This is a genomic window from Alteromonas sp. H39, assembly GCF_047556435.1.
Taxonomy (GTDB): domain Bacteria; phylum Pseudomonadota; class Gammaproteobacteria; order Enterobacterales; family Alteromonadaceae; genus Alteromonas.
This window is the reverse complement of sequence record NZ_CP180210.1, coordinates 86,164-98,550: the sequence shown is the minus strand read 5'-3', so window position 1 is coordinate 98,550 and position 12,387 is coordinate 86,164. Positions and strand designations below refer to the sequence as shown.

Below are 12,387 nucleotides of genomic sequence, written 5' to 3'. Positions count from 1 at the left end.
TGTTTATGAGTTTTGCAGCAGAGCTGGTTATTTCGCTTCTACTTCTCTTAGGTGGCCTTTTCATATTGATAGGCTCGTTTGGGTTACTGCGATTAAAAGATTTGTATGTTCGCCTGCATGCCCCCACCAAAGCGACGACATTAGGTTTGGGTGGCGTACTTGGCGGTTCGATGGTGTATATGTTCGACTTGCAGGGTTATGCCACCATCAAAGAAATTCTCATTACTGTGTTTCTGGTGATCACTGCGCCGGTTACCGCCCACATCCTCGCGAAAGTAGCGATGCACCATCAGGTAAAGACCATGGGCAGAACCCGCAACGACGAGTTGGTAAAGCGTGCTCGGGAACAATTGCCTCCGCATGATGATGACGAGCAAGAAGAAGACGCAAAAGACAAAAGTAATAGCTAATTTGAAGCTACGGGCTGCTTAAGATGGCACCTGTTATGCGCGTTATCTGGCTTGCTGAACAACTTACCGGCTCAGGATTAGCTGATCGTTTGCTGCCGGCCACTTCCGGCCTGACATGTAATGACGTTAAACCGCGCCAGAGAGCCCTCTGGCGCATTCTTAGTGGGAACACCCACAGTGTTACATAATGCGGCCAAACACCCGGCGACGCGTGCCTGACTGGCGCTTTTTACGCATGCTTGAACGGATTTGACTACGCGTTCCTGCCAACCAGCTTTCGCGGTCCACTCTGGCTTCTTCACCACGACGCTTCTCTTCCGTACTGCGGAAGCTGCAAAACTCGCGATAAGCCGATAAATCCAAAGACATGTCCTGAATAACCAGCTCAATCATAATGGCATCATCCAGGTAGCCCAGGCCCGGAATATGATCGGGCACCATATCTTCAGGGTCTACGAAATACGCCAGTGACGTCAGAATATCCTGCCTTTCCTCTGCCGGCATCTGCCACTCTTCATCCTTAACCGCAGCCATTAGCATTTCCAGTGATTCCACACGCTCAGACACAAAGGAAGGCAAATCAGCATTCTCCATTTCCTTGCACGTGGCAGCGGCTTTGGTGAGAATCTCGTCTTCGGTGTACTTGCTGGCGTTCTGCGCTGCAGCCTTAATCACTTCTCTGAAATGATCCAGGTCACTGTCAGATAATTCAAAACTTATAGAAATGGACATGTTGTTTTTCACTCTCCTCATTGTGTAGAGTAAAAAGTAACCAACCGTGGGGAGGGTGTCAATTATTGGGTGTAACTGGGTGTTTCTGGAGCAAGGCCTGAACCTGAAATCCAGACGAAGTAGAAACGTCGGCTTGGGATAAAGGCCCGCAATTTACGGGCAAGATTTGTAATCGAGGTTCGAAGCGGCGCAAAGCGTCGTCTTAGTGCTGTGGCACTCTTTTCATCGTTGCTTAACGTGCAAACTCTTAGATTGCGTTACACACTTTGGGTAGACTGGTAAGAACCTGAACCGATATACGAAGGAGCAACCGTGAGCAACCTACCAGAGAGCTTCGATTATGCCGCTTTTGATCAGTTATGCAGCCCTTTAAGCAACAACGGTGGGTTAAAAAAGCCTGCTGAACTTCTGGGGTTTGTGACCTCAGTTTGCTCCGCTCCTGAATTAATCATGCCATCAGAATGGATGGCTCTGATTTGGCAAGATGACGCTGAAGATCTGCAGTTTGAGACAGAACAACAGGCTGTGGCGGTATTTGAGCATCTCATGGCCTGGCACAACTATTGTGTGAACACTTTCATTCAGGAGGCACGCTTTGCGCTACCACATCAAATCTCTCTGAACGCAGAAAAGAAACCGACACCAGAGTTACAAAGCTTTGCCCGGGGCTATTTAACCGGACACGAATGGTTAAAAGAGGTGTGGGATGCTTACATACCTGACGAAGACTCAGAGGAATCAGTGGCTGTGGGCACGGCGATGATATTAATGATGCAGTGTATGTCTGAACAAGCACGCACCTCAGCGGAGCTTCCTGACCTGATAAATCTAATTGAGGAAGACGAGACAGGAACCTTCTCTATCGATTTCTGCCTCGGCGCGGTCGGGCAGCTAGGTAGAGCTATTTATGAAGAAGAACTTGAAAGCGCTAACGTACCTTACTATAACGAGGCAAAAGATATCGGGCGCAACGACCCGTGCCCCTGTGGTAGTGGTAAAAAGTTTAAGAAATGCTGCTTGAATTGAATCGGGCTGATATTAATCGCCATTGCTTATCAATAATAATTAGTGCCGAAAGGATACTCCCAACAAATACCAAGGACGAAGTATGCCCGCGGCAATCAAAGAGTCACTCATTCGGCTTCTGACATTGATGTAAATGATCCCGTTATATCGGATGTGGGTAATTTGCTTCCATAGTCTCCAGATGCATTGAGCGATTGGCCTTTCTTAGGCAATGTCTGGCGCACCCACTCAAACTTAACGTCGAAACAAAACCTCACGATGGTAAGCCATATACTCGCGATGCTTAGGACTTAAAGCAATTTTAGCCGATGGATCGATACCTAACTTTGTATATTCCTCAAGTTCTTCAGCGATCAACATAGCGCCGTTATCTTCAAAAGTGATATACGCTTTGTCGAAAGCTTTATCGATATTTGCTACAAGCAATAATCCGTTGAATTTATCCAGCCGCTCTTCATGATTAGACGCTCTCCACGGTTTGATATGAGAGGCAATTAAAAAATCTCGATTCTTAAAACCAGTTAAAGCGCACTGCTTCCAATGGTCGATGAGTTCTTGTCTATATTTGCCTTGGCCTATTCTCGCTTTAACAAGTGCCGCTTTCTCAGATTCACTATTGGTTTTATTCAGCAGAATTTCGTCGATATCTTCCTGGAGTTGAACTTGCGTTGTGTCGGCAAGAAAGTTCTCGTAAGCGCGCAGCGCTGCAGAGTACATTTGCCCACCTTTGCTATCTTTTTGCTTAAATGTTTCAAGCTGCTTGAGTTTGGTCGCGATTTGGCGAAACTCAGATAACGAACTTATCTCAAACAATGACGGAATTGGTTGCCCCTCAGCGGTAGACCAATTGGGTATTGAGTTTTGGAGCGCTCCCAAATAATTTTTAGCAGTTTTTTCTTTCTTTCCGATCTCCTGCGCCCACCGAACGAATTGCTCGCCGAGCTCTGAAAGATTTCGACCAAGCTGCTCTCTAAGCGCCTGACTATAGTCCTTGTTTTTTAATAGTTCGAAAAGTGAGCTATCAAGATAAGCATAGAGCACATATTTGTTCAAAGACGCTTCGTTAATGGAATGTCTCTGTTGTTGCCGGGACATTTCTCGAAACTGTAAGTGCCAAAAAGAAGAGCTTTTTAAATGATAAAAAGGTAAGTATGGATTGCAACGGTCTTTTTCTGATTTCAGTTTATCAAAATAATGACTGAACCTCTCTTTCAGTTCGGGGCTGTAGACAATCTTGTTGTCAGTAATTCGGCCCTCTTCGATAAGGTCCATCACCGCATAAAGCATACAAACCTTATGAGGCTTGGCCCTACCCGAAGACCTATCTACATTGAGCTTCTGAAAGTCCGACAAATAGCTTTCAAGCATTACCTGATGTGTCCTTTCTAAGTATCACCGTCTGCCAAGTTACTTTGGCTCTCCCTAATTTATCTTCACTATTGTCTGCAAGTAGCTCTGTTGTCAAACCCACGTCGCGAGCCAATGTACTTACTTCCTCGAATGAAACCGAAAATGCCGATCGATTATCTGTAAAAAGGCCGTGCCGAAGTGTGAGCACTATAAGCCCGCTACTTTTAATTAAGTCTGCTAGAACCTGAAGAGATGCTAAACGATCACTGGGGTGAATGTGCATCCACACCGCGCTGAGTAAAATGAGGTCAAATTGCCTATTTAGACCAACGACATTACGCAAACTGGGAAGACTATCTGCTGTCCATTCAATGCTAGCGTTCTGATGGCGCTCTTTAGCTAAGTGTCGCATTCCTTCTGAAGGCTCGACTGCAGTCACTTTTAGCCCTGTCGAGGCGAGAAATGCAGCGTCACGGCCGGAGCCTGCCCCTATATCAAGCGCGCTTCCTTCTTTCGGGGCTATGTCATACCAGCTGGAGTGGACATCCGGAAACGACACTCTCTCATAATCATCAGCCAAGGCTACTGCATGTAACGAATAGAAGTCTTGATTGTTATTCACGATACCGTCTCCCTGGCGCTCTCCAAAACTAAAGCATTTCTTTTTAGATAACCACAACATCCTTCATTGTATAAGGCATGATACCTTGCCAACGACAAACATAATTGGGCAAACAGCGTCTAGGATATACTTCATAACGCAGTTAATTATATGCTCACAGAAGAGCATGGCTCAATTATTGATCTAGAAAATTTAGCCTGTTTCTACGCAGGTTTATTTTTCGAAATTTAGAGCCAGCTTACCAACAAGGATGACAACTATGGCGCTACTTTTCATCATATTTCTATCGCTGGCCCCTTTCGCCATTTTTCTGATGATAATAACGGTGATGGGTAAGTTTTTAACAAGAAAATCTCGTATCCCATTTGAATACGCCAATATGGCGCGAATACCCGCTTTTTCTTTGTTACAACAACACCGGGAATACACTTTAGATATCCTTGCATGGGCTCTTTTAGCGACGATTTACTTTCAGCTACCCTTTTCTATTCCGACTATTGCTAGCTTAACTGGCGTTGAAGACTCTATCGGAGAATGGTGGACCTACTCAATTCTACTTATTTTTATGGCTATTTATTCTCTTATAAGAGCAACGAGAGCGTTTTCTAAATTAAGAAACACCCGATTAGGAATAGAAGCCGAATGGGCCGTGTCCCAAGCGCTAGCAACTATTGTGGATAAAGATGTTCGGATTTTTCACGATATTCAGGGGCCAAATTTCAATATCGACCATGTACTGACTTATCCTGGAGGCGTACTGGCGATTGAAACTAAGGGCAGAAGAAAACCAAATATCCGTCATTCTAAAGACACCCACAAGTTGTTCGTAGATAGCCAGAAGTTGGTATTTCCCCACTTTACGGATATGGATACGATTGAACAGGCCTCACGTCAGGCTAATTGGTTGTCCAAAGAGCTTACTCAGAGTACAGGGTCAGATATAAAAGCAAACCCAGTTGTGGTGATTCCCGGTTGGTTTATTGAATATAAACAAAAACCTACAGTTCCGGTGATGAGCCATAAAACTCTAGCGAAGTACTACAAGTTTTCTAAAAGCTTTGTGCACGATGATTCATCACTCTCAAGAATAAACTATCAGTTGGAGCAACTAGCTATGAGGGGAAGTGACGAGCTGTGAGCATTTGCGACTTGTCACACGCTGTGTCGCTTTGACAGGTGAGTCAGTTGCTTTCTGGCTTAGGTGGAACAGCTAGTTTGATAAGAAGAGAAACAGCTTAAAGCTATACACCTTGAAACTGGCGCACCCGATAGGATTCGAACCTATGACCTTTGCCTCCGGAGGGCAACGCTCTATCCAGCTGAGCTACGGGTGCAGAGTAGAAGCGGCGATTGTAATGATTCTGCTGTTATTTTCCAGCACTATTTTCTACAACCGCCGCTGTTAATGCGTTACTGGCGTTGAACCATCACGCGGTCGCCGTTCATCGTATTTACCAGATAAACAGCTCCTTTCAGACTATCTACCGCAAACACGGTATTTGCAGATGTTCCCTTTGCTATTTTTGTGAAGTTAACCAACTCACCCTTTCCAAAGTTTTGCAGGTTGGCAGAAATCAATGTTTTCTCACCAGTTGCCAGCTCCACCGCGGCGATGCTGCCGTTGTTCACAACCAGTAACGTTTCACCGTCTTCACTTAACAGCAAATCATCGAAGCTGTTAATAAAAATCGAGCCCGGGAAGCTGTTATTGTCGGTAGCAATAACCGTATCGCCTGTGCTGAGATCAATTTCCTGCAAATTAACCGTTGCCGTATCGCCATTGCCATTATTGCCAACATAAGCAACGTCATCGGCAATTAATAGTGATCTCGGTGCTATCAGAGAGCTGTTCGTGCCAATGGTGTTATTTGTAACTATGCGAGTGCTGGCATCCGACAGCGTTACCTGAATTAATGCCGGGCCATCAGTTGCGCCGGTTACCGTCAAATACAAATCACTTCCCGATTCATTAATTGCCATATCTGTTGGCAATAATAAATCAGGGTTAGTACCGTCGGTGACGTCGGTCAGCTTAGTGGTGGTATCGGCCGCGATATCGTAACGATAAATCGCGCGCTCACTCTCGTTAGTGAAGTAAATGTCTCCACCATTCGGGTGAACTGCGATATGACTGACACTGTCCAGCTCGGCGCTACCATATGCCAGCTCAGTTGTGGTTAGTGTTGCGATATCAAATGCTACCAGCGCATCCGTGTTGCCGCTCAGTGAATCCTGAGAAATACCATACAGCGTACCGTCCGTAGCAGAATAATGAATATCAGCATTCATGCTTCGCTTGTCACCTGTACCGACATTATCTTCAAACAGCACATTTATATTTCCAGCAGCGGTTAAAGCGGCAATCTTATTTTCTGTATAGCGGTCAATAGAGTTAGAACCTGGTCTGAACAGACTGGTCAGGTAACGGCTATTCTCAGCATCCCATAAAAGATCGGTAGCCGCGCCTTGTAGCTCATCATTAAATGCTGCTACCAGCTCACGATCGCCTGTGCTCAGATCTATTGAATAAAGCCGGTTTTGAGAGCCAAGGCCAGCCATTGTGTCTTCATCTGAATTATAGGTTGCCCGCCAGAAATTAATATCAGGGCCTGCACCCACATCCATAGCCGAGCTTGAAACGATGGTGCGGTTGCCTGTAGCAGTATCTACAGAATACACATGATGCAGTTCACCGTCATACACCACTACGCTGCCATTATTGCGCACAAACACGTTACTTTGGTAAGAAAGCTCAAAGCCCAGGCCGGTGCCGGTAGTATCGTCAGAAACGATTGTCATTGTCTCGTTGTTAATGTCGGCTTCAATTAATGCATCTAATCCATCATCCAGCAGATATGCTGTATTGCCATCAGCACTAAGCGAGAAACTCACAACCTGGTTCACTTCCACGCCACTTCCGCCTGCAGGAATAAGCTCAGACACGCTGCCGTCATCCAGTGAGAGCGTTGTGAATACATTGCTGTCAGCAAACATCAGCATAAACAAACGGTTGCTGTTACTGTCGTATTTCATTTCTTTCAACTGGCCGCTGACTGGCGTGGTCGCAGTCTGTGGTTCATGTAACACGCGCATCGCATTATCGGCCATGTTCCATTCAAGGATGCGGTAGTTGTTATTTGTTTTCGATGCAATGTAAGCGATGTTGCTTTGCGTCGAGTCAAGTGCCAGCAAGCCTTCCTCAATAGTTACTGCAATGTTCAGCGTAGAAGAAACCACCTCAGACGTTTCGCCAATATTATCCGTAGCCGATACATTCACAGTAAGCTCGCTGTCTGAAATCGATACAGGCACAGAGGCACTGTAACTTTCATCGCTCTCACGGATTACATCGTACTCGGTGTTATTGGCTTCTACGGTAACTTCGGCAAGTTCAAGATTGCGGTCATCCGTAATACCACCGCGAATACGCAGTGTATCGTCATAAAAACGGCCACGCTGGGGAGGGAAAGCCAGGGTCACTTCCGGCGGCTCGTTAGCAAGAATGGTTACATTCACTGTTTTTGAACTGGCAAGGCCCAGTGCATCCACTACGCCCAATGCAAACTGCGCCACGGTATCGTCTTCAACAACCGGTAAGGTTAGCGACGTTGATGAGCTGGTAGGCGAACCAATAGTCACTTGCGGCCCGGATTCCTGTGTCCACTGGTAACTAACTATATTATCGTCAGCATCTGAAGTTGCAGCACCGTCTAAGGCAATAGTGGTGGTTTCAACAGCCTCAGATGGGCCACTGATACTGATAACCGGCGCACTATTAATAGTGGCGCTGATAGAAGCGGTATCGCTATCGTCATACTCATCGGTCACGGTAAGAGTAAGTTCTACAACAGCGCCCTGCTCGTCTGGCGCTGTGAAACTAACTACGGTCTGATCGGCATTTGTCAGCTCCACTGCCGGGCCTGCAGTCTGCGTCCAGGCATAGCTGGCAATAGCACCGTCCACATCCGTAGAATCTGAACCATCAAATGCCACATCAGCCCCTGGATTTAATAACGTATCGCCAGAGATGACAGCGTCCGGTGGGGTGTTCACAAAAATATCGCCCACCGTCACCGTGAATGTTGCAGCGGATGACAAGCCAAGCTCATCGGTCACCAACAGTTGAAAAGTAATTTCAGTATCTTCACTAACCAAAGGCAAGGTGATGTCCGTTTCTTCGCCACTGGCTGATGCAATAGAAGCGGCCGGTCCGGAAGTTTGTGTCCAGGCATACGTCGTCACGTTTTCATCTGCGTCGGACACAGCGCTTTCGAAGTGCAGAACGCTTTCTTCCAGCCCCTGCATGTCTCCGCTGACGCTTACTTCAGGCGCGCTATTTACGGTGATGGCTATGGAGTCGCTGCGGCTTGCGCCGTCATCGTCGGTTACAGTTAGCTCGAATTCTAATGTCGCGCCCTGCGTTTCAGGCGCAATGAATGTAATCTGGCTGGCTGAGGAATCTGCGATGTCGACTGTTGGGCCAGACAGCTGCGTCCAGGAATAGGTTGAGATGGTACCGTCGCTGTCACTGGAACCACTGCCGTTCAAGCTGACACTTGCCGCAGGATTTACCAATGTATCGCCCGACACAGAGGCTGTGGGAGCGCGATTAGTTTGGGTAGAAGTGTCGGAGCCAGATGAGCCACCACACGCAGATATTACAGATGCTGCACAAACACAGACACCGAGTTGGATGAGTTTAGTTACTTTAAACATCCCTGTTCCTCGCCTCTGACAGTTGCTGTCAGTTAGAATATTATTATTTATTAAAGACGACAGGGCATGCAAAATTTGGACACTTCCCTGCGTCTAATGCTTTTTCAGGAGCAATTAAACCACAGTTTCGTCAAATAGGGTTATTTTTGAACTTTAAATATGACATCACCTGTACAAATTTTATGTCTTTGCTGGCAGAGTCTGTGGCGGTATTACTGATTTTTAACCGTATTTTTTGTACGTATTTAGAGTCAAAGAGTTGTCCACAACAGATTTACCGTTATAATCTGGCCTGCTAACGAATTCTCAAGATTGCCTGGAGACAGATGTGAAAGTGAAAACCTGGTTAACAATGATGGCTACGGCGCTGACCGTATTCGCAGTTCAGGCGCAGGAAATGTCTGATGATGCCATTGCCGAGCGTATCAAGCCGGTTGGCGAAGTACACGTTTCAGGTGCAGCCGCTGAAGGTGCTGCAGCCGGTGGCGGCGGTGCAAAGTCAGGTGAAGATGTTTATAACCAGGCTTGTGTAGCTTGTCATGGCTCGGGGGTATTGGGCGCGCCAAAACTTCACGTTGCTGCCGACTGGCAACCTCGTCTTGACGAGCGTGGCTTGGATGGCATCTGGGAAAATGCGCTTAATGGTATCAACGCTATGCCTCCGCGCGGTACCTGCGGCGCATGTAGCGATGAAGAGATTAAAGCGGCTATTGAATACATGATCGAAGGGATCTAATTCCCTTCTTTATCATCCTAATTGATGCAAAAAGTAGCGTTTTTGCATCAAATCAGGTAGCTTTAGTGGATTAACAGTCATCTACTATTATTATTCTAATTGGCTACCGGAATGTCATCAGATTCAACGCAGCTAGAGCTATCGGAAGAAGAGTTACGCGAGCTCATTCCTCAGTTGCAACAACTTACTGATAAATATAAGCGCGCTGAACGAGTTCAGAAGGCGCTTTTTGACATTTCTGAACTAGCCAGCTCGGTTAGTCACCTTAACCGCCTCTACTCTGCCATTCACGAAATTATTGCCGACTTTATGAACGCAGATAATTTCTTTGTTGCGTTTTACGAGCGCGACGCCAACCTGATCGATTTTGCTTACTTTGTTGACGAGTTTGACGAACAAACCGTTAAACAGGTGCCGGTTGAGCAAATTATGGATGGCATTACCGGCCACATACTTCGTACCGGCAACCATATATTCTTCAAGAAAGAAGAAGAAAAAGACTTTCAGAAGTCCACCGGCGTTCAGCTGTTCGGCTCTCAGCCTCACCAGTTGTTAGGTGTGCCCCTTAAGCGCGGAACCCAGGTCATTGGCGCCATGGTGGTGCAAACTTACGACGAAGACGTCAGTTACACCCATGAAGATCTAGAAGTACTGCTGTTCGTGTCGCAGCACATTGTGACCACGGTAGATCGCGTAAAAAGTCGCGAACTTACCGAGCGCACTATTCGGGAGCGTACCCGGCAGCTGCGCAAAATTAATGACGACTTGCAGGAAGAGATCCTCGAGCGTCAGAAGGTAGAATCGCTGCAGCAGGCATTGTTTGAAATTTCCGAGCTGGCAGCAAACCTGGAAGGCGACATGAGTATTTTCTACTCCAGCCTTCACGATATCCTGGCCCGCCTTATCAGCGCTCCCAACTGTTTCATTGCCACCCTTGATGATAGCCGCGAAAACCTTGAGTTCCCCTATTTCAGCGATTCACAGGATGACAAAGCCCAAAAGCGCCCGCTGGGTTTAGGACTCACCGAATTTGTCCTTCGCACCGGGCAAGCCGAGCTGATTAACCCGCCGCGCGTGCTGGAATTGGCTGAAGCCGGCGAACTGGATGTGTCGGTTGCTCAGAATATGCTGAACAGCGCTAACTCGTGGCTGGGCTCGCCACTGGTGGTCGATGGTGAAATATCCGGTGTTATTGCCGTGCAAACTTACGGTAAGCACGCCAAATATACCGCACGGGATCTGGAGCTACTGCGCTTTGTATCGCATCATATTGCGGTAGCCATGGAGCGCAAGCGAAGCACCGAGGCCATTCAGCGCTACAATGTAGAGCTGGAAGAGCGTGTGAAAGAGCGCACCACCGAGCTTGATAAAGCCAATCAGTTCCTTAAGCAGCAAATTGAAGAAAGAAAAGAAATCGAGCTGAAGCTTATACACGATGCCCATCACGATTCACTGACCGATTTACCGAACCGCGCTATGTTTACCAGCCGCCTTGAGCTGGCCATTGCAAACAAGCAGCGCTATCCGGAAAACCTGTTTGCGGTACTGTTTATCGACCTGGATCGCTTTAAAGTGATTAACGATACCCTCGGCCACTTTGCCGGCGATGAGTTTCTGGTTGAAGTCGCCAAGCGTATTTCGCTGTGTATTCGCGGCCATGATTTACTGGCCCGCTTAGGCGGTGACGAGTTCGTGGTACTGCTGGATAACTTTGAAGACGTTGCTGACGTTGAAGATGTCGCCTCACGTATCATTGAATGTATTTCTGAGCCGTTCGTGCTGGAAGGCAAAGAAATGTACTCAGGCGCCAGTATCGGTATCGCTCATCTTGAAGGTTATTATCGCGGCGCCGATGAAGTGCTGCGCGATGCCGATGCCGCGATGTATCAGGCAAAAACACTGGGCCGTGGCCGCTTTGTGATGTTTGACAAAAGTATGCGCGACCGTCTGCTGGAAGAGCTTGAATTGGAAAACGAGTTCCGCCGCGCGCTGCGTGAAGAAGAATTTGAGTGTTACTTGCAACCGGTTATCGATCTTCGTACTGACGAAGCGCTATATCATGAAATGTACGTACGTTGGGAGCATCCAACATACGGCAAGGTGGCCCGCGAACAATTCCGCCAGGTGGCAGAACAGGGTGGCCTGACGTTAGATCTGGACTTATTCCAGCTTCGTAAAGCCTGTGATCTGTTAAACAGCTGGCGCAGTGACAGTGATAAGCCAAGCCATATTGCGGTTAACGTATCGATTAACCACTTATTGCAATCGTCGCTGGTTAACAAAATTATCCGCATCATTGATGACTCCGGCATTTCTGCCAACGAGCTGGTGTTTGAGTTTGATGAAAACGACTTAAACCGCCGCTCTCAATATATTCTGCCGGCCATTAAGAAACTTAAGCGTGCCGGCATTACGCTGGTGCTGGATAACTTTGGTAGTGGCCTGGCCTCACTAAGTTACCTGTTCGCCTACCCTTTCGACTTCATTAAGATCGATCACCGTTTTGTGAAATCGCTTCCGCGCTCACAACGTAACTTAAAACTCATTCAGTCGGTAATGCTGATTTCCGAACACCTGCGCTTTAAGGTAATTGCTGAAGGTGTGGATGCGCGTGCGCAGTTAGAGGCGTTGACGGAAATTGACTGTAATTACGCGCAAGGAAAGGTGCTAAGCGAAGCACGGCCACTGGATATCAAACAGCTGGCAGGCTGAGAGGCCTTCATCCTCTTTGTGTCACACCATGCTGATAATGGCTGCGTCTTGTTTGGGATTAGCCATTCTTCTATTTCTTTCTG

The 12,387-nt window shown here is 47.2% G+C and carries 8 protein-coding genes, 1 tRNA gene and 2 pseudogenes; 6 read left to right on the top strand and 5 right to left on the bottom strand.

All coding sequences use genetic code 11. From position 1 onward, the window contains the following. Positions 1-5: 5 nt before the first annotated feature. Positions 6-410, top strand: coding sequence for a Na+/H+ antiporter subunit G (locus tag ACLBLI_RS00455; protein WP_414829231.1), 405 nt, complete (start codon positions 6-8; stop codon positions 408-410). A gap of 180 nt (positions 411-590) precedes the next feature. On the opposite strand, the gene ACLBLI_RS00450 is transcribed toward ACLBLI_RS00455, so the two are convergent. After that, complete coding sequence (locus tag ACLBLI_RS00450) at positions 591-1,142, bottom strand: YkvA family protein (protein ID WP_414829230.1); 552 nt, start codon at positions 1,140-1,142, stop codon at positions 591-593. 312 nt (positions 1,143-1,454) lie between these two features. On the opposite strand from ACLBLI_RS00450, the pseudogene ACLBLI_RS00445 reads away from it, so the two are divergent. Together ACLBLI_RS00445 and ACLBLI_RS00440 are read left to right on the top strand one after the other, a co-directional pair. Further along, positions 1,455-1,874: pseudogene (locus tag ACLBLI_RS00445) on the top strand (UPF0149 family protein); the annotation flags it as partial. Between the two features lie 204 nt (positions 1,875-2,078). Then, positions 2,079-2,168 (top strand): annotated as a pseudogene (locus tag ACLBLI_RS00440) (SEC-C metal-binding domain-containing protein); the annotation flags it as partial. A gap of 234 nt (positions 2,169-2,402) precedes the next feature. Here ACLBLI_RS00440 and ACLBLI_RS00435 read toward each other — a convergent pair. Further along, positions 2,403-3,536: an HNH endonuclease gene (locus ACLBLI_RS00435; protein WP_414829229.1), complete on the bottom strand. Its 1,134-nt coding sequence runs from the start codon at positions 3,534-3,536 to the stop codon at positions 2,403-2,405. Continuing rightward, positions 3,529-4,140 (bottom strand): class I SAM-dependent methyltransferase, encoded by a 612-nt coding sequence (locus ACLBLI_RS00430; protein WP_414829228.1) that lies wholly within the window; start codon positions 4,138-4,140, stop codon positions 3,529-3,531. Before ACLBLI_RS00430 ends, ACLBLI_RS00435 begins: the two co-directional genes overlap by 8 nt. Positions 4,141-4,399: 259 nt before the next feature. Between ACLBLI_RS00430 and ACLBLI_RS00425 the strand changes: the two genes are divergently transcribed. After that, entirely contained in the window at positions 4,400-5,278 is an 879-nt protein-coding gene (locus tag ACLBLI_RS00425) for a nuclease-related domain-containing protein (RefSeq protein ID WP_414829227.1), read from the top strand. A 119-nt stretch (positions 5,279-5,397) separates the two neighbouring features. Here the strand turns inward: ACLBLI_RS00425 and ACLBLI_RS00420 are convergent. Together ACLBLI_RS00420 and ACLBLI_RS00415 are read right to left on the bottom strand one after the other, a co-directional pair. After that, positions 5,398-5,474, bottom strand: a tRNA-Arg gene (locus ACLBLI_RS00420). Positions 5,475-5,550: 76 nt separating this feature from the next. After that, entirely contained in the window at positions 5,551-8,856 is a 3,306-nt protein-coding gene (locus ACLBLI_RS00415; protein WP_414829226.1) for a PKD domain-containing protein, read from the bottom strand. 328 nt (positions 8,857-9,184) lie between these two features. On the opposite strand from ACLBLI_RS00415, the gene ACLBLI_RS00410 reads away from it, so the two are divergent. Together ACLBLI_RS00410 and ACLBLI_RS00405 are read left to right on the top strand one after the other, a co-directional pair. Beyond that, positions 9,185-9,592, top strand: coding sequence for a c-type cytochrome (locus ACLBLI_RS00410; RefSeq protein ID WP_414829225.1), 408 nt, complete (start codon positions 9,185-9,187; stop codon positions 9,590-9,592). Between the two features lie 111 nt (positions 9,593-9,703). Next, positions 9,704-12,304 carry an EAL domain-containing protein gene (locus tag ACLBLI_RS00405; protein WP_414829224.1) on the top strand — a complete coding sequence of 867 codons (2,601 nt, stop codon included), beginning with the start codon at positions 9,704-9,706 and terminating at the stop codon, positions 12,302-12,304. Positions 12,305-12,387: the final 83 nt, after the last annotated feature.

Coding starts and splice junctions, on each gene's coding strand:
- ACLBLI_RS00455 (WP_414829231.1), top strand. CDS start 6: ATGAGTTTTGCAGCAGAGCTGGTTATTTCGCTTCTACTTCTCTTAGGT.
- ACLBLI_RS00450 (WP_414829230.1), bottom strand. CDS start 1,142: ATGTCCATTTCTATAAGTTTTGAATTATCTGACAGTGACCTGGATCAT.
- ACLBLI_RS00435 (WP_414829229.1), bottom strand. CDS start 3,536: ATGCTTGAAAGCTATTTGTCGGACTTTCAGAAGCTCAATGTAGATAGG.
- ACLBLI_RS00425 (WP_414829227.1), top strand. CDS start 4,400: ATGGCGCTACTTTTCATCATATTTCTATCGCTGGCCCCTTTCGCCATT.
- ACLBLI_RS00415 (WP_414829226.1), bottom strand. CDS start 8,856: ATGTTTAAAGTAACTAAACTCATCCAACTCGGTGTCTGTGTTTGTGCA.
- ACLBLI_RS00405 (WP_414829224.1), top strand. CDS start 9,704: ATGTCATCAGATTCAACGCAGCTAGAGCTATCGGAAGAAGAGTTACGC.